19 protein-coding genes and 1 pseudogene are annotated in these 22,842 nt (G+C 68.7%); 11 read left to right on the forward strand and 9 right to left on the reverse strand.

All coding sequences use genetic code 11. From position 1 onward, the window contains the following. The 10 genes and pseudogenes from A5622_RS18455 to A5622_RS18500 all read left to right on the forward strand — a co-directional run. Positions 1-147 (forward strand): annotated as a pseudogene (locus tag A5622_RS18455) (type VII secretion protein EsxI); the annotation flags it as partial. A gap of 299 nt (positions 148-446) precedes the next feature. Beyond that, positions 447-1,220: a response regulator transcription factor gene (locus A5622_RS18460; protein WP_066871728.1), complete on the forward strand. Its 774-nt coding sequence runs from the start codon at positions 447-449 to the stop codon at positions 1,218-1,220. Continuing rightward, complete coding sequence (locus A5622_RS18465; RefSeq protein WP_066880456.1) at positions 1,217-2,749, forward strand: cell wall metabolism sensor histidine kinase WalK; 1,533 nt, start codon at positions 1,217-1,219, stop codon at positions 2,747-2,749. Before A5622_RS18460 ends, A5622_RS18465 begins: the two co-directional genes overlap by 4 nt. Positions 2,750-2,958: 209 nt before the next feature. Then, complete coding sequence (locus A5622_RS18470; RefSeq protein WP_112631949.1) at positions 2,959-3,042, forward strand: potassium ABC transporter ATPase; 84 nt, start codon at positions 2,959-2,961, stop codon at positions 3,040-3,042. Then, positions 3,039-3,128 carry a potassium-transporting ATPase subunit F gene (locus tag A5622_RS18475; RefSeq protein ID WP_066871739.1) on the forward strand — a complete coding sequence of 30 codons (90 nt, stop codon included), beginning with the start codon at positions 3,039-3,041 and terminating at the stop codon, positions 3,126-3,128. The genes A5622_RS18470 and A5622_RS18475 overlap by 4 nt, the downstream gene beginning before the upstream one ends. Further along, positions 3,129-4,799: a potassium-transporting ATPase subunit KdpA gene (gene kdpA, locus A5622_RS18480; RefSeq protein ID WP_066880457.1), complete on the forward strand. Its 1,671-nt coding sequence runs from the start codon at positions 3,129-3,131 to the stop codon at positions 4,797-4,799. Further along, a complete protein-coding gene (gene kdpB, locus A5622_RS18485; protein ID WP_066880458.1) occupies positions 4,799-6,952 on the forward strand; it encodes a potassium-transporting ATPase subunit KdpB in 2,154 nt (717 codons plus the stop codon). Before kdpA ends, kdpB begins: the two co-directional genes overlap by 1 nt. Before the next feature lies 1 nt (position 6,953). Next, the gene (locus A5622_RS18490; protein ID WP_066880459.1) at positions 6,954-7,877 is read left to right on the forward strand and encodes a potassium-transporting ATPase subunit C; all 924 of its coding nucleotides are present in this window, start codon (positions 6,954-6,956) and stop codon (positions 7,875-7,877) included. Between the two features lie 12 nt (positions 7,878-7,889). Then, positions 7,890-10,466: a sensor histidine kinase KdpD gene (locus tag A5622_RS18495; RefSeq protein WP_066880460.1), complete on the forward strand. Its 2,577-nt coding sequence runs from the start codon at positions 7,890-7,892 to the stop codon at positions 10,464-10,466. Continuing rightward, on the forward strand, positions 10,463-11,143 hold the full coding sequence (locus tag A5622_RS18500) for a response regulator (protein ID WP_066880461.1): 681 nt from the start codon (positions 10,463-10,465) through the stop codon (positions 11,141-11,143). Before A5622_RS18495 ends, A5622_RS18500 begins: the two co-directional genes overlap by 4 nt. 39 nt (positions 11,144-11,182) lie before the next feature. Here A5622_RS18500 and A5622_RS18505 read toward each other — a convergent pair whose 3' ends face one another. The 8 genes from A5622_RS18505 to mfd all read right to left on the reverse strand — a co-directional run bounded on the left by A5622_RS18505 (position 11,183) and on the right by mfd (position 20,860). Beyond that, on the reverse strand, positions 11,183-11,530 hold the full coding sequence (locus tag A5622_RS18505) for a hypothetical protein (protein ID WP_066880462.1): 348 nt from the start codon (positions 11,528-11,530) through the stop codon (positions 11,183-11,185). A gap of 101 nt (positions 11,531-11,631) precedes the next feature. Further along, positions 11,632-12,579: a Ppx/GppA phosphatase family protein gene (locus A5622_RS18510; protein WP_066880463.1), complete on the reverse strand. Its 948-nt coding sequence runs from the start codon at positions 12,577-12,579 to the stop codon at positions 11,632-11,634. Then, on the reverse strand, positions 12,573-13,061 hold the full coding sequence (locus tag A5622_RS18515) for a DUF501 domain-containing protein (protein ID WP_066871761.1): 489 nt from the start codon (positions 13,059-13,061) through the stop codon (positions 12,573-12,575). The genes A5622_RS18510 and A5622_RS18515 overlap by 7 nt, the downstream gene beginning before the upstream one ends. Beyond that, positions 13,054-13,767 (reverse strand): septum formation initiator family protein, encoded by a 714-nt coding sequence (locus tag A5622_RS18520; RefSeq protein WP_066880464.1) that lies wholly within the window; start codon positions 13,765-13,767, stop codon positions 13,054-13,056. The genes A5622_RS18515 and A5622_RS18520 overlap by 8 nt, the downstream gene beginning before the upstream one ends. A 20-nt stretch (positions 13,768-13,787) precedes the next feature. Next, positions 13,788-15,077: a phosphopyruvate hydratase gene (gene eno / locus A5622_RS18525; protein WP_066871767.1), complete on the reverse strand. Its 1,290-nt coding sequence runs from the start codon at positions 15,075-15,077 to the stop codon at positions 13,788-13,790. A 56-nt stretch (positions 15,078-15,133) separates the two neighbouring features. Further along, positions 15,134-15,862, reverse strand: a complete 729-nt coding sequence (locus A5622_RS18530) for a lytic transglycosylase domain-containing protein (RefSeq protein ID WP_156748818.1) — start codon at positions 15,860-15,862, stop codon at positions 15,134-15,136. Positions 15,863-16,181: 319 nt separating this feature from the next. Continuing rightward, positions 16,182-17,213 carry a nucleoside triphosphate pyrophosphohydrolase gene (locus A5622_RS18535; protein WP_066871773.1) on the reverse strand — a complete coding sequence of 344 codons (1,032 nt, stop codon included), beginning with the start codon at positions 17,211-17,213 and terminating at the stop codon, positions 16,182-16,184. Beyond that, positions 17,210-20,860: a transcription-repair coupling factor gene (mfd, locus tag A5622_RS18540; RefSeq protein ID WP_197497913.1), complete on the reverse strand. Its 3,651-nt coding sequence runs from the start codon at positions 20,858-20,860 to the stop codon at positions 17,210-17,212. Before mfd ends, A5622_RS18535 begins: the two co-directional genes overlap by 4 nt. A 130-nt stretch (positions 20,861-20,990) precedes the next feature. Here mfd and lysA point away from each other — a divergent pair, with 130 nt between their 5' ends. Beyond that, positions 20,991-22,331, forward strand: coding sequence for a diaminopimelate decarboxylase (gene lysA, locus A5622_RS18545; RefSeq protein WP_066880465.1), 1,341 nt, complete (start codon positions 20,991-20,993; stop codon positions 22,329-22,331). A gap of 101 nt (positions 22,332-22,432) precedes the next feature. On the opposite strand, the gene A5622_RS18550 is transcribed toward lysA, so the two are convergent. Further along, positions 22,433-22,842: TetR family transcriptional regulator (locus A5622_RS18550; protein WP_082994630.1), on the reverse strand; the 410-nt coding region annotated here is incomplete at its 5' end.

Raw genomic sequence — 22,842 nt, forward strand, 5'->3', positions numbered from 1 at the left:
TCGGTGGCATGCCAGGAGTTCATCACCCAGTTGGGTCGCAACTTCCAGGTCATCTACGAGCAGGCCAACTCCCACGGACAGAAGGTCCAGTCCGCGGGCAGCAACATGGCCAGCACCGACAGCGCCGTTGGGTCCAGCTGGGCCTGACACCTTCTCTCGACGCCGGGGCCGCGCACCGATCTGGTGTGCGGCCCCGGTTTTCGTATGCGGGTAGCCCAATCCACCCGTGCTGCAACGGCCTGGATGGACTCGGCGATCCGGCCGCCGAGGAATCCGGAATCGGCAAGCGCCGCAACCCGATCCGGCGCGGCGCGGCGCGGAGCCGGGTTCGCACCGCATCGGGGCGGGAGAATGGCTTCACACCGTGGCCGAGGAGGGTTTGCCACATTTGAGAACTCTATGAACTCCGTGACAATCCTGTATGTGCCTTGCCACAATGTAGGAACATGACCGTGATGTCGGAATACTCCAGTTCGCAGCGCCCACGCCAAGCCATCCTGGGCCAGCTGCCCAGGATTTCCCGCGCCGACGGATCCCCCATCAGGGTTTTGCTGGTCGACGACGAGCCGGCGCTGACCAACCTGGTGAAGATGGCGCTGCACTACGAGGGCTGGGTGGTCGACATCGCCCACAACGGGCGCGAGGCCATGGCCAAGTTCGACCGGGTCAGCCCCGACGTCCTCGTCCTCGACATCATGCTTCCCGACGTCGACGGGTTGCGGATCCTGGAACGCGTCCGCCAGTCCGACGCCTACACCCCCACCCTCTTCCTCACCGCGCGGGACTCGGTGATGGACCGGGTCACCGGTCTGACCGCCGGCGCCGACGACTACATGACCAAGCCGTTCAGCCTCGAGGAACTGGTCGCCCGGCTGCGCGGGCTGCTTCGCCGGTCCGGCCAGCAACCCACGCCGACCGCCGAAACCCTCAAGGTCGGCGACCTCAAGGTCGACAGCGCCAGCCGGGAGGTCACCCGCGCCGGCGACAAGATATCGCTGTCCTCCACCGAGTTCGAACTGCTGCGTTTCCTCATGCGCAATCCCCGCCGCGCGCTGAGCCGCACCGAGATCCTGGACCGCGTCTGGAATTACGACTTCGCCGGGCGCACCAGCATCGTCGATCTCTACATCTCCTACCTGCGAAAAAAGATTGACTCCGGGCGCGAACCGATGATTCATACCGTCCGCGGGGTGGGGTACATGCTGCGGCCGGCGGAATGACCCGAGACCGGGGCACCGCCTCCGGGGCCTATTCCCGGTGGTTTCCCCACTCGCTGCGCCGCCAGTTGTTGCTCGGTGTGCTGGCCGTGGTCAGCGTGGTGCTGGTGACGGTCGGCATCGTCTCGGTGCTGAGCCTGCGCGGCTATGTCAACATCATGAGCGATGCCGACGTCGCCGAGTCCCTGGACGCGTTCAGCCATCAGTACACGAAATACCAGAACGGCGAACACGTTTCGTCGCATCCCGGCACCCCGCCGATCGCCCAGGCGATGCTCGAGTTCACCGGGCAGACGCCGGGCAACCTCATCGCCGTGCTGCACAACGGCACCGTGATCGGGTCGGCGGTGTTCTCCGAAGACGAACCGAGGCCCGCGCCGCCCGACGTCGTCCAAGATCTGCAAGCGCAATCGTGGAGCGATGGACCGCCGCGCACCGAGATCCTCGGCCGGCTCGGGCCGCATCGCGTCGACAGCACCGTCGTCGGGTCCGACGTCCTCGTCGTCGGGGTGTCGCAGAACCTCGCCGACCGCATCATCGCGCGCAAACAACTCACCACCACCGTGCTCACCGCGACCGCGTTGGTGATCACCGCCGGGCTCACCGTGTGGGTGGTGGGCTACACGCTGCGCCCGCTGCGCCGGCTGGCGGCGATCGCCGCCGATGTCGCCGCCATGCCGCTCACCGGCGACGACCACCGGATCAGCGTCCGCGTCCCCCCGCAGGACACCAACCCGCAAAACGAGGTCGGGATCGTCGGGCACACGTTGAATCGCTTGTTGGACAACGTCGATAGCGCGCTGGCGCACCGGGTCGAGTCCGATCTGCGGATGCGCCAGTTCATCACCGACGCCAGCCACGAATTGCGCACACCGCTGGCCGCCATTCAGGGCTATGCCGAACTCACCCGCCAGGACAGTTCGGCGCTGCCGCCCACCACGGAATACGCGTTGGCCCGCATCGAGTCCGAGGCACGGCGGATGGCCTTGCTCGTCGACGAATTGCTCCTGCTGTCCCGGCTGGGCGAAGGCCAAGACCTGCAATCCGAAGACGTCGACCTGGCCGAGGTGGTCAGCAATGCGGTCAACGACGCGCGGGTCGCCGCGTTGACGCACCACTGGGTCAAGGAACTGCCCGACGAGCCGGTGTGGGTGCGCGGCGATCACGCCCGGTTGCATCAGCTGGTCAGCAACCTGCTCAGCAACGCCCGCGTGCACACCCCGCCCGGGGTGACGGTGACGACCGGAATCACCTGTCGCCGTGACGATCCCGCACCGTTTGCGGAAATAACCGTCACCGACGACGGCCCGGGTATCGACGAGGACCTGCTGCCCAGGTTGTTCGAGCGGTTCGTCCGGGCCGACAAGTCGAGATCCAACGGCTCGGGCAACGGTTTGGGCCTGGCCATCGTCAGTTCGATCGTCAAGGCCCATCATGGTTCGGTCACGGCCGAATCCACCGAGGGCTGCACGGTTTTCCGGGTCCGGCTGCCGTTGGTGGACGATCCGGCCCATCCCGCGTCGAGCCGGTAATTCAGCCGGCCGTACTCGCCCTTTGTCTGCGCATCTACCGGGTCGGCGGGCCGTAAAGAAAACGTAAAGAGCCGCTGCGGCGCTGTTAGGAAAGCGTCAATCCAAAGCCCGTTGCCCGCGTGCGCCAATTAGTTTCGAGCTGGCTTGGCCGGCGCGCGGTGGCTGGCTCGTCGAGGTCCTTTCGTATGCAGGCACGGGACGGAGAAATGATGGGCGCGGTGGTGTATGTCGTGCTGACTGTGGCGGTGTTCGCCGCACTCGGCGTGGCCCAGAAGTTGGTCGAGCGGCTGTGAACTACCAAAACGCGGTCGGCCTGGTGCTTTCGATCCTCATCGCGCTCTACCTCGGAGGCGCGCTGCTGTTCCCGGAGCGGTTCTAAGTGAACACGACAACGGCCGGGGTCCTGTTCTTCGTCGTACTCGTGGCGGCGGTGGTGGTGGTGCATGTGCCCTTCGGCGACTACATGTTTCGCGTGTACACGTCGGAAAAAGACCTCCACGTCGAACGGGCGATCTACCGAGTGATCGGCGTCGACGCCCGCTCCGAGCAGACGTGGGGCGCCTACGCGCGCAGCGTGTTGGCGTTCTCGTCGGTCAGCATCCTGTTCCTGTTCGGATTCCAGCTCGTGCAGGACAAGTTGCCGCTGCATCTACACGATCCGGCCACGAAGATGACGCCCTCGCTGGCGTGGAACACCGCGGTCAGCTTCGTCAGCAACACCAACTGGCAGGCCTACTCCGGTGAAACCACCCAGGGCCACCTGGTGCAGATGGCCGGCCTGGCGGTGCAGAACTTCGTGTCGGCCGCCGTCGGGATGGCCGTGGCCGTCGCGCTGGTGCGCGGGTTCGCCCGCAGACGCACCGGCGAGCTGGGCAACTTCTGGGTGGACCTGGTCCGCGGAACGCTGCGCATTCTGCTGCCCATCGCCGTCCTCAGCGCGATTCTGCTGGTGGCCGGCGGGGCGATCCAGAACTTCCACCTGCACGACCAGGTGGTCACCAGCCTCAACGGCACCCAGCAGACCATCACCGGCGGCCCGGTGGCCAGCCAGGAGGTCATCAAGGAGCTCGGCACCAACGGCGGCGGCTTCTACAACGCGAACTCCGCGCACCCGTTCGAGAACCCGACGGTGTGGACCAACTGGCTGGAAATCTTTTTGATCCTGGTGATCGGCTTCTCGCTGCCACGCACCTTCGGGCGCATGGTGGGAAACACCAAGCAGGGCTTCGCGATTGCGGCCGTGATGGCGACGCTCTACACCACCAGCACGGCGTTCATGCTGTGGTTCCAGGCGCAACACCACGGCACAGTGCCGACGTCGATCGGCGCGGCGATGGAGGGGGTCGAGCAGCGCTTCGGCGTCACCGATTCCGGGGTGTTCGCCGCCGCGACCACGCTGACCTCCACCGGCGCCGTCGACTCCACCCACGACTCGCTGACCAGCCTCGGCGGCATGATCGCGATGTTCAACATGCAGCTGGGCGAGGTCGCCCCCGGCGGCACCGGGTCGGGCCTGTACGGCATCCTCATGCTGGCGGTGATCACCGTCTTCGTGGCCGGGCTGATGGTCGGGCGCACGCCGGAGTACCTCGGCAAGAAGATCAACCCGCGCGAAATCAAGCTCGCCGCAAGCTATTTCCTGGTCACCCCGTTGATCGTGCTGACCGGCACCGCGATCGCAATGGCGCTGCCCGGCGAACGGGCCGGCATGCTCAACAGCGGGCCGCACGGGCTCTCCGAGGTCCTCTACGCGTTCACCTCGGCGGCCAACAACAACGGGTCGGCCTTCGCGGGCCTGAGCGCCAACACCGACTGGTACAACACGGCGCTCGGCCTGGCCATGGCGTTCGGCCGGTTTCTGCCCATCGTGCTCGTTCTGGCGTTGGCGGGATCGCTGGCCAGGCAGGGCAGCACACCGGATTCCGCGGGGACCCTGCCCACCCACCGACCCCAATTCGTGGGCATGGTCGCCGGCGTCACGTTGATTGTCGTTGCCCTGACGTTCCTGCCCATGCTCGCGCTTGGGCCTCTCGCCGAAGGAATCCACTGATGACCGCGACCGCGATCCACCCCGCCGAGCAGCAGACCCAGCCGGCGGCGGCCACTGGCAGGAAACGGGTGCAGGGCGGGCTGCTCGACCCCAAGATGCTGTGGACGTCCACCCCGGATGCGCTGCGCAAGCTCGACCCGCGCACCCTGTGGCGCAACCCGGTGATGCTGATCGTCGAAATCGGCGCCGCCTGGAGCACCGCGCTGGCGATCATCGACCCGACGTGGTTCGCCTGGCTGACCGTGATCTGGCTGTGGCTCACGGTGTTGTTCGCCAATCTCGCCGAAGCGGTGGCCGAAGGCCGCGGCAAGGCCCAGGCCGAGACGTTGCGCCGCGCCAAGACCCAGACCTTGGCCCGCCGCCTCAAGGACTGGGCGCCCGGCGCGGCCGCGGTCGAGGAAGCGGTCGCCGCGCCGCAGTTGCAGCAGGGCGACGTCGTGGTGGTCGAGGCGGGACAGGTGATCCCCGGGGACGGCGACGTGGTGGAAGGCATTGCGTCGGTGGACGAATCGGCCATCACCGGCGAATCGGCCCCGGTGATCCGCGAGTCCGGCGGCGACCGGTCGGCGGTCACCGGCGGCACCACCGTGCTCAGCGACCGCATCGTCGTGCGGATCACCCAGAAGCCCGGGGAGAGCTTCATCGACCGGATGATCGCGCTCGTCGAGGGCGCCAACCGGCAGAAGACGCCGAACGAGATCGCGCTGAACATCCTGCTGGCCGCGCTGACGATCATCTTCGTCTTCGCCGTGGCGACCCTGCAGCCGTTGGCGATCTACGCCAAGGCGAACAACCCGGGCGTCCCGGACGGCCAGGCGCTGGGCGCAAGCGGCGTCACCGGAATCGTGATGGTGTCGTTGCTGGTGTGCCTGATCCCGACGACGATCGGTGCGCTGCTGTCGGCCATCGGCATCGCCGGCATGGACCGGCTGGTGCAGCGCAACGTGCTCGCCATGTCCGGGCGGGCGGTGGAGGCCGCCGGCGACGTCAACACCCTGCTGCTGGACAAGACGGGCACCATCACACTGGGCAACCGGCAGGCCGCGGCCTTCATCCCGCTCGACGGTGTCTCTGCCGAGCAGCTGGCCGACGCTGCGCAGCTGTCCAGCCTGGCCGACGAAACACCCGAGGGCCGTTCGGTTGTCGTGTTCGCCAAGCAGCACTTCGGGCTGCGTGCGCGCACACCGGGTGAGCTGTCCCAGGCCCAATGGGTGACGTTCTCGGCCACCACCCGGATGTCGGGCGTCGACCTCGAGGGTCACCTGTTGCGCAAGGGCGCAGCGAGCTCGGTCGCGGAATGGGTACGCGCCCAAGGGGGCAAGGTCCCCCCACAGCTTGGTCAGGTCGTCGACGGCATCTCCGCCGGGGGCGGCACACCGCTGGTCGTCGGGGAAAGTCGAGGCGGCGAGGCGAGAGTGCTCGGGGTCATCCACCTCAAGGACGTCGTCAAGCAGGGCATGCGCGAGCGGTTCGACGAGATGCGCAAGATGGGCATCCGGACGGTGATGATCACCGGCGATAACCCGTTGACGGCCAAGGCAATCGCCGACGAAGCGGGTGTGGACGACTTCCTGGCCGAGGCCACGCCCGAGGACAAGCTCGACCTGATCAAGCGCGAGCAGGAGGGCGGCAAGCTGGTCGCGATGACGGGCGACGGCACCAACGACGCACCCGCGCTGGCTCAAGCCGACGTGGGGGTGGCGATGAACACCGGCACGTCGGCCGCCAAAGAGGCCGGCAACATGGTGGACCTGGACTCCGATCCCACCAAACTCATCGAGATCGTCGAGATCGGCAAGCAGCTGCTGATCACCCGGGGCGCGCTGACCACCTTCTCGATCGCCAACGACATCGCGAAGTACTTCGCGATCATCCCGGCGATGTTCGTCGCACTGTTTCCCGGCCTGGATCTGCTCAACGTGATGCGGCTGCACAGCCCGCAATCGGCCATCCTGTCCGCGGTCACCTTCAACGCGATCATCATCGTGCTGCTGATCCCACTGTCGCTGCGGGGCGTGCGGTACACGCCGAGCAGCGCGTCAAAGTTGTTGAGCCGCAACCTCTATGTCTATGGCCTCGGCGGCATCGTCGCCCCGTTCATCGGAATCAAGGCGATCGACCTGATCGTCCAATTCATCCCAGGGATGTCCTGACATGACGTTCTCGAATTTCGTCCGCCTGCACTGGGCGGCACTGCGCGCGCTGCTGGTGCTGACCGCGATCACCGGCCTGGCCTATCCCCTGTTCATCTGGGTCATCGCGCAGTTTCCCGGGCTGCGCGACCAGGCAGAAGGGTCGATTCTGACCGCCAACGGAAAGCCGGTGGGCAGCAGACTGATCGGCCAATCGTTCACCGACTCCAGCGGCAACGCGCTGCCGCAGTACTTCCAGAGTCGTCCGTCGGCCGCCGGCACCGGGTATGACCCGACGTCGTCGGGCGGCAGCAACCTGGGCCCGGAAAGCATCGTCGACACGCCCGCCGACCCGGCGCAACTGGCGGCCGGAAAGTCGGCGTCGGACGCGGGCTTCAAACCGAGCCTGTTGACGACGGTGTGCGCGCGCAGCGCCGCGGTCGGCAAGCTGGAGGGGGTCGACGGGTCGCGACCGTTCTGCACGGGCGGCGGCGTGGGTGCGGTGCTGTCGGTGATCGGCCCGCGGGACGCGCGCGGCAACGTCATCCGCCCGACCCGGGTGGTCAGCGTCAACGAGCCGTGCGGATCGACAGCCGCCCCGTTCCTCACCGTCTACCAGGGTGTGCGCGTCGAATGCGCCAAGTACGGCGACGACTATTCGATCGGCCAGATCGTGCCGATCCGCGGTGCCGCCCCGGCCGTCCCGGCGGTACCGGCCGATGCGGTGACCGCCAGCGGCAGCGGCCTGGACCCGAACATCTCACCCGCCTACGCCGAGATGCAGGTGACGCGGGTGGCCAAAGTCCGCCACGTCAGCCCAGATCAGATCCGTGCAGTGGTCGCGCAGAACCGCAGTGGGCGCGGACTCGGGTTCTTCGGTGAACCGTGCGTCAATGTGCTGCAACTTAATCTGCAACTCGACCACCGGTATCCGGTCACGAGTTAGCGGCGAGGGGGGATGATGGTTGACGTGAGTGACGTCGGCCTCCGCGACCACCATCCCAAGCGCGGGGAGCTACGCATCTACCTCGGTGCGGCTCCGGGCGTGGGTAAGACGTACTCGATGCTGGGCGAAGCGCATCGGCGGCTGGAACGCGGCACCGATCTGGTGGCGGGCGTGGTGGAAACCCACGGGCGCTCGAAAACCGCTGAGCTGCTTGAGGGCATCGAGGTGATCCCGCCACGCCATGTCGAATATCGCGGCGGCAGCTTCCCCGAACTCGACGTGCCGGCCGTGTTGGCGCGACACCCCCAGGTCGTACTGGTCGACGAGCTCGCGCACACCAATACGCCGGGCAGCAAGAACCCCAAGCGGTGGCAGGACGTCGAGGAACTGCTCGACGCCGGCATCACCGTGATCTCCACCGTCAACGTCCAGCACCTGGAAAGCCTCAACGACGTCGTCGCGCAGATCACCGGCATCGAGCAGAAGGAGACCATACCGGACTTCATCGTGCGCCAGGCCTCCCAGGTTGAGCTCATCGACATCACGCCGGAGGCGTTGCGGCGCAGGCTGTCTCACGGCAACGTCTACGCGCCCGATCGCATCGATGCCGCGCTGTCGAACTACTTTCGCCGTGGAAACCTCACCGCGCTAAGGGAATTGGCGCTGCTGTGGCTGGCCGACCAGGTCGACACCGCGCTGGCCAAATACCGGGCCGAGAACAAGATCACCGACATGTGGGAGGCCCGCGAACGGGTCGTCGTCGCGGTCACCGGTGGTCCCGAGTCCGAAACGCTGGTACGACGGGCATCCCGGATCGCCTCGAAGTCGACCGCCGAGCTGATGGTGGTGCACGTCATCCGCGGCGACGGGCTGGCCGGGCTGTCGGAGTCGCGGATGGCCAAGATCCGGGAACTGGCCAGCAGCCTGGACGCGTCCATGCACACCGTGGTCGGCGACGAGGTGCCCACAGCACTACTCGAATTCGCCCGCGAGATGAACGCCACACAGCTGGTGATCGGCACCTCGCGGCGATCGCGCTGGGCCCGGCTGTTCGAGGAGGGCATCGGCCCGCGGATCGTCGAGCTGTCGGGAAAGATCGACGTGCACCTGGTCACCCACGAGGAATCCAAGCGCGGCTTCCGCGCGTCCTCGCTGGCGCCCCGCGAGCGCCGGGTGGCGTCGTGGCTGGCGGCCCTGATCGTACCGTCGGTCATCTGCGCGATCACGGTGACGACGCTGGACCCGTATCTGGACACCGGCGGCGAGAGCGCCCTGTTCTTCGTCGGCGTGCTGCTGGTCGGGCTGTTGGGAGGCATTGCGCCCGCGGTGCTTTCAGCCGTGCTGTCCGGGCTGCTGCTGAATTATTTCCTGATCGCCCCGCGGCACAGCTTCACCATCGCCGAACCCAACAGTGCCATCACCGAATTGGTGCTGCTGCTCATCGCGGTCGCCGTCGCGGTGCTGGTCGACTTCGCCGCCAAACGCACCCGGGAAGCACGGCGCGCCTCGCAGGAGGCCGAGCTGCTGACCCTGTTCGCCGGTTCGGTGCTGCGCGGCGCCGATCTGGAAACGCTGCTCGAGCGAGTCCGTGAGACCTACGCCCAGCGAACCGTCAGCATGTTGCGCGAGCCCGACGACCAAGCGCGCGCTCGCGGCAGGAAGAGTGAGGTGGTGGCGTGTGTGGGCCGCGATCCCTGTGTGACAATCGATTCCGCCGACACCGCGATCGAGGTCGGTGACGACGAGTTCTGGATGCTGCTGGCCGGCAGGAAGCTTTCCGCGCGCGACCGGCGGGTGCTCGGCGCGGTGGCCAGGCAGGCCGCGGGTTTGATCAGGCAACGCGAGCTCGCCGAGGAAGCCAGCCGCACCGAGGCGATCGTGCGGGCCGACGAACTGCGCCGTTCCCTGCTGTCGGCGGTCAGCCACGACCTGCGGACACCCCTGGCGGCGGCCAAGGTCGCGGTCTCGAGCCTGCGCGCCGAAGACGTCGCCTTCTCCCCCACCGACACCGCCGAATTGCTGGCCACCATCGAGGAGTCGATCGACCAGCTGACCGCGCTGGTCGGAAACCTGCTTGACTCATCGCGTTTGGCCGCCGGGGTGATCCACCCGGACCTGCGCGTCGTGTATTTGGAGGAGACCGTGCAGCGGGCCCTGGTCAGCATCGGGGCTGGCGCCACCGGTTTCTTCCGGTCCGCGATCGACCGGGTCAAGATCGACGTCGCCGATGCGATGGTGATGGCCGATGCGGGGCTGCTGGAACGGGTGCTGGCCAATCTGATCGACAACGCGCTGCGCTATGCGCCCAACTGTGTGGTGCGGGTCAACGCCGGACGGGTGGGCGATCGCGTCCTGATCAACGTCATCGACGAAGGCCCCGGAATCCCGCACGGGGCCGAGGAGCAGATCTTCGCAGCGTTTCAGCGGCTCGGAGATCACGACAACACCACCGGCGTGGGCCTGGGGATGTCGGTGGCGCGGGGCTTCGTCGAAGCGATGGGCGGGACGATTACGGCCACCGACACCCCGGGAGGCGGGCTGACGGTGATCGTGGATTTGGCTGCGCCGCAACAGATGGGCGCACTGTGACTCGCGTTCTGGTGATCGACGACGAGCCGCAGATCCTGCGCGCGCTGCGCATCAACCTGTCCGTGCGGGGTTATGAGGTGATCACCGCGTCCAGCGGCGCCGGCGCATTGCGGGCCGCCGCCGAACACAAGCCCGACGTGGTGATCCTCGACCTCGGCCTGCCCGACATCTCCGGGATCGACGTGCTGGCCGGTCTGCGCGGCTGGCTCACCGCGCCGGTCATCGTGTTGTCGGCGCGCACCGATTCGTCGGACAAGGTCGAGGCGCTGGACGCCGGGGCCGATGACTACGTCACGAAACCCTTTGGCATGGACGAGTTCCTGGCGCGGCTGCGCGCGGCGGTCCGGCGCAACACCGCGGCCTCCGAACTCGAACAACCGGTCATCGAGACCGAATCGTTCACCGTCGACCTGGCCGCCAAGAAGGTCACCAAGCACGGCAGCGAGGTTCACCTCACCCCAACCGAGTGGGGGATGCTCGAAGTCCTCGTCCGCAACCGCGGCAAGTTGGTCGGCCGCGAGGAGCTTCTCAAGGAGGTGTGGGGTCCGGCGTATGCCACCGAAACCCATTACCTGCGCGTGTATCTCGCGCAGCTGCGCCGCAAACTCGAGGATGACCCCTCGCATCCCAAGCACCTGCTGACCGAGTCCGGCATGGGGTATCGATTCGAGGTGTGAGCGCGTGGCGCCTGTCCCGCGGCCGGCTGGGCCCCTGAATCACACCAGCCACTCGGGCCTCCGCGCGGGTAGCTCAGTTAATTGCCCGCCTTTCCGCGACAACTCGGCCGCCGCCTCGCGTAACGCCAACACGCGCTGATGGATCCGATGTTCGGTGCCGCGCGGCATGTACCCGGGCCCATACCGGCCCCGCCCGAGGCGCCGCACCCGGCCACGTCCGACCTCCCAGCGCAGCGCATCCGAGATCGCCTTCGATGGGCGGCCCCGAACGTAAAACCCATGCCAGTCAAGCGCTTCGGTCAGCTCGGTGATGGTGGCCGGTCCATGTACCGCCAGCTGCATCGCCAGCACGTAGCGCAGCTCGATCCCTTTGAGTGAATAGCCCATCCCCGGACGGTCGCACACGGGTACGACACCGACCGAGTTGTCGCTACGAGGCGGGCAAAAGACATGTCCACTGTTGTAGAGGCCGGTGTGGCGGATGTGACCTACCCGGCGATGGACAACACGATGCCGTCCAGGATGTCGTGCTCGCTGACGGTCAGCTCGTCGATGCCCGCCCGGGCGCGCAACTCGCGGGCCAACTCCTCGACCACGATGGCGCCCCCGGCGATCACATCGGCGCGCCCCGCATGCATCGGCGGCAACGCCGCGCGCTCGGCCCGGCTCATGGCGATCAGCCGTTCGCACACCGCCAGCAGATCGTCACCGGCGACGCGCGAAAGATGAATGGCCGCAGAGTCATACGTCGTCAGGTTGTGGGCAAGCGCGGACAGGGTGGTCATCGTCCCGGCCAGCCCGACCCAGGTCTTCGCCCCCTCGACGGGCACCACACCGAGCGCCACCTCGAGCCGCTCGCGCACCACCCGGCGCGCCGCCGCGACTTCCTCGGGCGTCGGGGGGTCCGAATGCAGGCAGCGTTCGGTCAGCCGCACGCAGCCGATGTCGGCCGAGTAGCTGGCCGTCACCGCATCGCCGCCGGTGACGATCTCGGTGGAGCCGCCACCCAGGTCGACGACGACGAAAGGCCCCGCCGCAGCGTCCAACTCGCCGACGGCGCCCCGAAACGACAGCGAGGCCTCCTCGGCGCCGGTGATCACCTCCGCCACCGCCCCCGGCAGCACCGCGCCCAGCACGTCGGCGGTCATCGCGAAGAACGCATCGCGGTTGGCGACGTCGCGGGCGGCGGAGGTGGCCACCATCCGCACCCGTTGTACCCCATGCTGTTTCAGCAACGACGCGTAGTCGGCGAGCGCCGCCCGGGTGCGGGCTATCGCATCGGCCGCGAATTCACCGGTCGCGTCGACACCCTGGCCCAGCCGCACGATGCGCGTCTCCCGGTACACGTCGCGCAGCCGGCCACCGTCGACGTCGGCGATCAGCAGTCGAATCGAGTTGGTGCCGCAGTCGATTCCGGCGAGCCTGTCGTTCACCATCGGCCGGCCTCCAGGATGCCGGCCATCGCGGGCTCGCCGGCCAGGATCGCCAGCGCCTCGTCGCCGAACGGGTTCACACCAGGCCCCTTGGCCAGCGAATGGGCGATCAGCACGTGCAGGCACTTGACCCGGTCGGGCATTCCGCCGCCGGAAAAGGTGGTGCCCAGCGATTCGATCGCGTCCCGCTCGGCCAGATACGACTCGTGGGCGCGCCGGTAGGCGGCCGCCAATTCCGCGTCCTGGCCCAGCCGCTCGGTCATCTCGCGCATCAACCCCGTCGTCTCCAGCCTGCTGGCGGCGGCCGTCAGCGCCGGATGGGTCAGGTAGTACAACGTCGGAAAAGGCGTGCCGTCGGGCAGTTTCGGTGCCGTCTTCACCACCCCGGGCTCACCATTCGGGCAACGGTAGGCGATTTCGATAACCCCGCGCGGCTCGCGCCCGAGCTGGCGCGCCACCGCTTCCAGGTCGGCACGATCAACCACCGGGACCCGTGGGATTCGGTGCGGGCACCGGACCGGGCGCGCCCGGTTCGGCCGGAGGCGGCGGGGCCTGCGGCGCAGGCGGATTGGCCGGCCGCAGGTGCGGGGCGTCGGCGATGGTGTGCCACAGCGACGTATACCAGGGGTCGGTGTTGGCCGGCTTCGCCGACGGGGATCCGGGCTGCGTCGGCTCGCCCGCCGTCGGCGGGAGCTGCACCTGGAACGGGATGTCGCCGGGCTTGACGAAGCCGAGCCGCTCGCGGGCCTGCGCCGCAATGTAGGCCGGGTCACCGAGTTTGGCCTTGCGCTGCTCCAACTCCGCGACCTGACGCCGTAGCGCCGCCTCGGTGGCGGCCAGCTGATTCATCTCGGTGCGCTGGGCGAAGTAGGTGCGCACCGGTCCGGCGATGGTCAACGTCAGCACGCAGATCACCGCGGCAAGCACCGCCGCCCGGCGCGCGGTGAAACCCAGCCGTTGCTCGGAGCGCTGCTCCACCGATTCGGCGGCCTGGCGCACGATGGGCTCGACGACATGTTCTTGCTGCGTTCGCGCCGTGGCGCGGCCGGCCTGGTTCGCGGTGGGCGACGTCCGCGACGACGGCTTGGAGGACGGCTTGGCCGAGCGACGGCGCCGACCCGTATCCCCGGCCTTCCCCGGGCGCGAGGCCGGGGAGCGCCGTTTGGAGTCGGGCCGTTTCGCGTCAGCCATGTCAACCGTTGCGCGTCAAGCTATTTCGCCTCCACGGCATAACGAGGGAAGGCCAAGTCGCCGGCATAGCGGGCGGCGTCACCGAGCGCCTCCTCGATCCGCAGCAGCTGGTTGTACTTGGCGACGCGCTCGCTGCGGGCCGGTGCGCCGGTCTTGATCTGCCCACTGCCCACGGCCACGGCCAGGTCGGCGATGGTGGTGTCCTCGGTTTCGCCGCTGCGGTGGCTCATCATCGTGCGATAGCCGCTGTGGTGGGCGAGCGCGACGGCGTCCAGCGTCTCGGTCAGCGTGCCGATCTGATTCACCTTGACCAGCAAGGCGTTTGCCACGCCCTTGTCGATGCCCTCTTCCAGGCGTTCGGGATTGGTGACGAAGATGTCGTCGCCGACCAACTGCACCCGGTCACCGATCGACGCGGTCAGGGTCGCCCAGCCGTCCCAATCGTCTTCCGACAGCGGGTCTTCGATGGACACCAACGGATACGAGCCGAGCAGCCCGGCGTAGAAGTCGGCCATCTGCGCGGCGGTGCGGGTGCTGCCCTCGAACTTGTAGCCGGTCCCCTCGGTGAAGAATTCGGTGGCCGCCGCGTCGAGCGCCAGCGCCACGTCGGCGCCGGGTTTGAACCCGACCGACTCGATAGCCCGGCTGATCAGGTCCAGGGCCGCGGTGGTGCCCGCCACGTCGGGGGCGAAACCGCCCTCGTCACCCAGGCCGGTGCTCAGGCCCTCCTTCTTGAGCACCGACTTCAGCGCGTGATACACCTCCGCGCCCCAGCGCAGCGCCTCGGCGAAGCTGGGCGCACCGATCGGCGCCACCATGAACTCCTGGATGTCGACGGCGGTGTCGGCGTGCGCGCCCCCGTTGAGGATGTTCATCATCGGCACCGGCAGGATGTGCGCGTTCGGGCCGCCGAGATAGCGGAACAGCGGCAGCTCGGCGGAATCGGCGGCGGCCTTGGCCACGGCCAGCGAGACGCCCAGGATCGCGTTGCCGCCCAGCCGCGACTTGTCGGGCGTACCGTCCAGATCCAGCAGCGCCTGGTCCACCAACCGCTGATCGTCGGCGTTCAGGCCGATCACCGCCGGGCCGATCTCGTCGAGCACGGCCTGCACCGCCTTCTGCACGCCCTTGCCGCCGTACCGCTCGCCGCCGTCGCGCAGCTCGACGGCCTCGTGTTCGCCCGTCGACGCGCCGGAGGGCACCGCGGCGCGGGCGAACGTTCCGTCGATCAGGGCAATCTCGACCTCGACTGTCGGGTTACCGCGGGAATCGAGGATCTCGCGGGCCCCGACCTGCTCGATAATCGGCACTGAGTTCTCCTTGCGTCGTAGCCGGTGCGTGCTTCGCCGGTCAGCGATACATCCTGCTACAACGGGTGACCTTTCGCGTAGGCGGTGGCCCAATCGCGGACCGCCCGGGCGTACACCCCGGAGTTGTTGTAGGCCCGCAGCGCGGTGATCCAGCCGCGCGGCGTGGCGAGATCCTTTCCGCGCCAACACAGGTAACCGGCCGCGGCGAGGGCCGCGTCGTCGATGTTGTCCGGGCTGACGCGCCCGTCGTTGTGAGCGTCGACACCATAGAGCCGCCACGTCTCCGGGATGAACTGCATCGGCCCCATGGCGCGCGTCACACCGTCGTCGTCGGTGACGGCCTCCTCGGTGTCGACGATGCGCAGCGTGCCGCCGCTGCCGTCGAGCCGGACACCCCGAATCGGGGGGCTCACATCGCCGTTCGGGGCCAGGCGCGCGCCGCGGTAGGTGCCGTGGTGGCTCTCGACCTGGCCGATGCCGGCCAGCGTGGTCCACGCGATGTGGCATTTCGGGTTCTCGACTTCGGCGACCCGCGCCGCGTAGGCGTAGGCCTCGAGCGCGATCACCGGGATCTCGAGTGCCGCCGACCGCTGCGCCGCCCAGTCCCGCAACTGATCCGCGGGCCGGCCGCTGGCGTGGGTGTCCACGGCGGGCACCGGATCCCCGGCCGGTGGCGGCACGCCGTCAGGGATGAACAGGCTGAGCTGCCAGGTACAGCTGGAGGCCAGAACGATCGCGGTCGCGCCGATCACGGCGGCCGCGCGCATCCAACGCCTCGGCGACACCATGCTTTCCTGAGCTCCCCTAAACTCGCCTGCCCCAACTTCCGCCACACCATCGTCCCATGCGTCCGGGACCGACCCGGTCGCCTCGGGCCCCGGCACACCGACTCGCCGCCGGTTTCAGCTAACCCTCGGCAAGCCGTTGGCCGCTTCGGCCAGCGCGGTCAGACCGACGCCAACCACGGGGATTCGCACCCTCATCGGCGATGTTACCCAGCCAGGACGGCCAAATCGGGCAAACATTCCGTCGGTCGCTCTCTTTCACGGCCGAAAGCGCGAATTAGTGGGCGACGGCGCCTCGGTAAGGGCGGCGGCGGCCCGGTCAGGCGTCGTCGGCCGCGGCGTCGGCGCCGGACTCCTCGGCGGCCGCGTCGGCCTGGCCGTCGGTCCCCGGCGCCGCATCGTCGACCACCGGTACCGCGGTCGGCCAGTGCTCGCGCCACTCCTGCTCGGAGATCTCACCGAGCGGGGCCACGTCGAACGCTGAAGGAACACCGGCGCCGCGGCGCGCCGCCGCGATCGTCCGCTCGACTCCGCGGACCGTCTCCACGAAGTCCAGAACGGCGGTCCGCAACGCACTTTCGGCATCGACGTCGGCCGACACCGAGACCGAGGTGATCTCGCCGGGGATCAGGTCGGCGGGAAGGCCCGCTTTGCCGGCGCGGGCGATGACCTTCTGGGCCAGTGCCAAAGCGGGCTGCCCGGTGTGCACATCGTCCATCACCGATTTCCGCGGCTTCTCGGCCGCCTTCCGCGCTTCCCACTGGGCCAACTGCTCTTCGAGCGAGATCGATTGCCCGGCAAGGACTCCCGGAACTCGGTTGCCCAGTTTGCGCATCAGGGCCGCGGCGACATCGTCGATGGTGAAGGCGGAGTGCGGCGCATCCTCGGCGATGCGGGCATGAAAGAGCACCTGCAGCAGCACGTCGCCGAGTTCGTCGCGCAACTGCTCGGCGTTGCCGCTGCCGACGGCGTCCAGCAGCTCGTAGGTCTCCTCCAGCAAGAACCTGCGCAGCGAATCGTGGGTCTGCTCGCTTTCCCACGGCCCGGCGGTGCGCAGTTTGTCCATCATCGCCACCGCGTCGACCAGCCGCTCACCGCGGGGCGTCTCCGGCGCCGAGATCAGCCGTGCGCCGGCCGCCAGCCGGGCGGTGACAGCGGGGTGCTCGGGATCCGACGACAGCAGCACCGGGGCGTCCTCACCGGAATGCACCGGGCGCGCCGCGGGCAGCGACCAGGGAACCGCGACGGGCATCTCTTCGGTGTATTGCACCTCGCCGGTCAGGTGCTCGATGGCCTCGACGGGCACCAGCGAGGGGCGGCGGGGGTCGAACAAGACGACGATGGATGTCATCGCGCTCGTCGCTCCTCACTTCTCGCGGGTTCTGAGCTCGTTATATCAACGTCCGTCTGGGGCTTGCCTTGCAGTGCCGTGACCAGGTTGGCCACCATCTGCACCAGCTCGACATCGCGCAGCCGCGGCGCGCCCACCCCGCCGGCGCGCGGAATCGGAACCGACACCGTGGACGTCGTGGCGCGGTAGTTCGCGGCCGGATACATCCGCTTGAGCCGCACCTGCGCCGAATCCGGCAGAGTCATCGGCGACAGCCGCACCGTGGCCGCCGAGGGCGCGGACACCTCGGTGATGCCGGCGCCGCGGCACAGCAGCCGCAGCCGCGCCACCGCGACCAGCCGCAGGGCCGGTTCGGGCAGCGCCCCGTATCGGTCGACGAGTTCCTCCACGACCGCGTCGATCTCGGCGTCGGAGGCCGCGGCGGCCAGCCGTCGGTAGCCCTCCAGCCGCAGCCGGTCGCTGGCGATGTAGTCCGGCGGCAGGTGCGCGTCGACCGGCAGGTCGATCCGCACGTCCTTGGGTTCCTCGGCGGTGGTGACGGTCTGACCGTCGGCGGCGGCCCGGTAGGCCTCCACCGCCTCGCCGACCAGCCGGACGTACAGGTCGAAGCCGACGCCGGCGACGTGCCCGGACTGCTCGACGCCCAGCACGTTGCCGGCCCCGCGGATTTCGAGGTCCTTCATCGCGACGGCCATGCCCGCGCCCAGCTCGTTGTTCTGCGCGATGGTGGCAAGGCGGTCATACGCCGTCTCGGTCAGCGGCGAATGCGGCGGATACAGGAAGTAGGCGTAGCCGCGCTCGCGGCTGCGGCCGACCCGGCCGCGCAGCTGGTGCAGCTGGGACAGGCCGAAGGTGTCGGCGCGCTCGACGATCAGGGTGTTCGCGTTGGAGATGTCCAGGCCGGTCTCCACGATCGTGGTGCACACCAGGATGTCGTATTCGCGGTTCCAGAACCCCTGCACCGTGCGTTCCAGCCGTTCCTCGGGCATCTGCCCGTGCGCGACGACCACCCGCGCCTCGGGCACCAGCTCGCGGATCCGGGCCGCCGCCCGGTCGATCGAGCTGACCCGGTTGTGCACGTAGAAGACCTGCCCGTCGCGCAGCAATTCGCGCCGCAGGGCCGCCGCGACCTGCTTGTCGTCGTGCGGACCCACATAGGTCAGCACCGGATACCGCTCCTCGGGCGGCGTCAGGATGGTCGACATCTCCCGGATGCCGGCCAGGCTCATCTCCAGCGTCCGCGGAATCGGGGTGGCGCTCATGGTCAGCACGTCGACGTGGGTGCGCAGGCTCTTGATGTGCTCCTTGTGCTCGACGCCGAACCGCTGCTCCTCGTCGACGACCACCAGGCCCAGGTCCTTCCAGCGCACCCCGGTCTGCAACAGCCGATGCGTGCCGATCACTATGTCCACCGATCCGTCGGCCAGGCCCTCGACGACGGCCTTGGACTCCGCCGGGTCGGTGAACCGGGACAGGCCCTTGACCGTGACCGGGAACCCGGTCATCCGGTCGGTGAAGGTCTGCAGATGCTGGTCGGCCAGCAGCGTGGTGGGCACCAGCACCGCGACCTGCTTGCCGTCCTGGACCGCCTTGAACGCCGCCCGCACCGCGATCTCGGTCTTGCCGTAACCGACGTCGCCGCAGATCACCCGGTCCATCGGGACCGGCTTTTCCATGTCGGACTTGACCTCGGTGATCGCGGTGAGCTGGTCGACGGTCTCGGTGTAGCCGAACGCGTCTTCCATCTCGGCCTGCCACGGGGTGTCCGGGCCGAACGCGTGACCCGGGCTGGCCTGCCGCTTGGCGTACAGCGACACCAGCTCGCCGGCGATCTCGCGCACCGCGCGCCGCGCCTTGGTCTTGGTGTTGGTCCAGTCGCTGCCGCCCAGCTTGCTCAGCGCCGGCGCCTGCCCACCGACGTACCGGGACAGCTGGTCCAGCGAATCCATCGGCACATACAGCTTGTCGGACCCGCCGCCCCGCTTGCTCGACGCGTATTCGAGCACCAGGTACTCGCGCCGAGCGCCGCCGACAGTGCGCTCGACCATCTCCACGAACCGGCCGATGCCGTGCTGATCATGCACCACCAGATCACCGGCCGTGAGCGCCAACGGGTCGACGGTGTTACGCCGCTTGGCCGCCAGGCGTTTGCCCTCGACGGCCGTCACCCGGCTGCCGGTCAGGTCGGACTCGGTGATCACCACCAACGTGGCGCCGGGGATGATGACGCCGTCGTGCAGCGGGCCCTTGAGCACACCGACCACGCCGGCCTTGGGGGCGGCGCCCGATTCGAGCATGGCGGCGGGGGTGTCGCACTCGGCCAGCCGTTCCACCACGCGGTGCGCGGTCCCGGCGCCGGGCGCGACGACGACGGCGTAGCCGCCGGTGGAAACGTGCGCACGCAGCATCGCGAAGATGCCGTCGATGTCGTGCTGATGCCCGCGCGCCGACGGCGCCGCCCGGATCTCCAGTTCCACGGCCGACTCGTCGGACAGCTGGCTCAGCGTCCACCACGGATGCCCGGCGCGGCCCGCCGCGGCCCGCACGTCGTCGAGTTCGGCGAATCCCGACCCGCCGAACTGCGCCACGTCGACGGGGGCGTCGGTACCCAACGCGGCCACCGACCACGATGCTTCGAGGAATTCGCTACCGGTCTTGATCAGATCGGCGGCCCGGGTGCGGACCTTCTCGGGGTCGCACACCAAGACCGGTGTGCGCGGGGCCAATTGGTCGGTGAGCAGCACGTGCTCGCCGGGCCGAAGCACCGGCAGCAGCGCCTCCATGCCGTCGACCGAAATGCCCTCGCCGATCTTGGCCAGCATGTCGGTGACGCTGCCGGTGATGGCGGGCTCGGTGGTGCGGTGCCGCGCGGCCAGTTCGGCGGCGCGCCGCCGCACGTCATCGGTCAGCAGCAGTTCCCGGCAGGCGACCGCGATCACGGTGTCGACCTCGATCTCGGGGATCGAGCGCTGATCGGCGACCGAGAACATCCGCATCTCGCTGACCTCGTCACCCCAGAACTCGATGCGCACCGGGTGCTCGGCGGTCGGCGGGAAGACGTCGAGAATGCCGCCGCGGACGGCGAATTCACCGCGCCGGCCCACCATGTCGACCCGGGTGTAGGCCAACTCGGCGAGCCGGGTGATCACGCCCTCGAATTCGACTTCGGCGCCGACGGTCAGCGTGACCGGCTCCACGAGGCCCAGCTGCGGCGTCATCGGCTGCAGCAGCGAACGCACCGCGGTCACCACCACCTGCAGCGGCGGGCCCAGCCGCGCGTCATCGGGATGGGCCAGTCGGCGCAGCACGGTCAAACGGGCGCCGACGGTGTCGACGCCGGGCGAAAGCCGCTCGTGCGGCAGCGTTTCCCAGGACGGGAACACCGCAACGGCGTCGCCGAAGACGCCGCGCAGTTCGGCGGTCAAGTCGTCGGCTTCGCGCCCGGTCGCGGTGACTACCAGCAGAGGGCCCAACCGCGCCAGCGCGCTGGCGACGAATAGCCGTGCGCTGGCTGGACCCACCAGGCTCAACTCGGCCGGCGACGCGGCCGCGCTGTCGATCAGCTGCTGGAAGGTCGGCGCGGTGAGCGCCAATTCAACGAGCCCCGCGATCGGGGTTTCTGGGCGAGCAGCCCCCGGTGCGGTCATGATGAATTCCATTCTAGGGGCCCTGCGCGACAGGGCCGGACGCACCGAACCACGTCAATATTGAGCTCGCCGCCGTCAAGGGATCGTAAGAAAAGCACCACCGGACTACCCGCGGGCGCACGTTGAATTCATGACATTGCTGGACATCCTGCCGTCCCTCGGTCACGCGGCTCCCCCGCGTTTCGATCCCGCGATCTGGCCCGTCACCGCCCACCCCGACGAGGAGGGCAGGCTGTGCGTCGGCGGCGTACCCCTGGCCGACATCGCCGACGAGTTCGGAACCCCGACCTACGTCATCGACGAAAACGACTTCCGGCATCGCGCCCGCCGTTACCGGCGGGCGTTGCGTGGCGTCGAGGTGGTCTACGCCGGAAAGTCGCTGCTGAGTACCGCCGTGGCGCGCTGGGCCCGCGACGAGGGCCTGGGCATCGACGTCTGCTCGGCCGGCGAGCTGGCCGTCGCCCTGGCCGGTGGTTTCGACCCGGCCCGCATCGTCCTGCACGGCAACGCCAAATCGCCCGAGGAGTTGCGTGAAGCGGTGCGCGTCGGCGTGGGGCGCATCGTGCTGGATTCCTGCATGGAGATCGCCTACCTCGCCGGTCTGGCGCGGCGGCGCCAGCCGGTGCTCATCCGGGTAACCCCCGACATCGACATCCACGGACACCGCGCCGTCACCACCGGCGTCAGCGACCAGAAGTTCGGCTTCACCCTCGCCGGCGACCACGCCGCCGAGGCCGTGCAGCGCGTGCTGGCGCATCCCATCCTCGACCTCGTCGGCCTGCACTGCCATATCGGCTCCCAGGTCACCGACCCCGCCCTGTACGGCGAGGCGATCCGCCGCATGATCCCTGCGATGGCCGATATCCGGGCCCGGCACGGCGTCATCCTCACCGAGCTGAACATCGGCGGCGGGCACGCCGTCCCCTACGTCCCCGGCGATCACGAGCTCAACCTCGAACAGCTGGCCGATGTCATCGAGAACGCCCTCGACGACGCCTGTGCCGCCGAGCATTTCCCCCGCCCGCAGGTGGTGGTGGAGCCGGGCAGGGCCATCAGCGGGCGGGCGGGTGTCACGCTGTATCGGGTGTCCTCGATCAAGGCGCAGAACAACGGCCGCACCTTCGTCGCCGTCGACGGCGGCATGAGCGACAACCCGCGGGTGTCGTTGTACGGCGCGCGCTACGAGGTCGCGCTGGCGAACCGGCACCCGCTCGGGCTCAAGCAGCGCGTCACGGTGGCCGGCCGGCACTGCGAGTCGGGCGACGAGATCGCCCGCGACGTCGAGCTTCCCGCAGACCTGCACCCCGGCGACCTGCTGGCCGTGGCCTGCACCGGCGCCTATCACCACAGCATGGCGTCGAACTACAACATGGTCGGGCGCCCGGCGCTGGTGGCGGTCAAGGACGGCCGGGCCCGCGAACTGGTTCGCCGGGAAACGGTGGCCGACCTGCTGGCCCGCGACCGCGGCTAGCCGTGCGGACCACCTGACGGCCCTGGCGCTCGCCGAGCGTAAGTGCACTGCGGAAAATCCCGCCGAAAAACGCAGTGCGATTACGCTCGCGAGGCGATCGCCTACTCGTCCTGCAGCCGGGGATCGGCTTCCAGGTGGGTCAGGCCGTTCCACATCAGGTTGACCAGGTGCGCGGCCACCACTTCTTTCTTCGGCTCGCGGGTGTCGAGCCACCACTGCGCCGTCATCGACACCGAGCCGACCAGCGCCTGCGCGTACAGCGGCGCCAGCCCGGGGTCCAGGCCGCGGCGGGAGAAGTCGCCGGCCAGGATCGAGCTGACCTGGTTGACGGCGTCGTTGAGCAGGCTGGAGTAGGTGCCGGAGCTGATCGCGGCCGGCGAGTCACGGATCATGATCCGGAAGCCGTCGGTGCGCTCTTCGACGTAGGTGAGCAGCGCCAGCGCGACCCGTTCGACGCGCACCCGGGACCGGTTGTTGGTCAGCGACGACGTGATCATGTCCAGCAGCGCCG

Origin of the sequence: Mycobacterium sp. 1245801.1, from assembly GCF_001673055.1 — a bacterium.
Classification (GTDB): domain Bacteria; phylum Actinomycetota; class Actinomycetes; order Mycobacteriales; family Mycobacteriaceae; genus Mycobacterium; species Mycobacterium europaeum_A.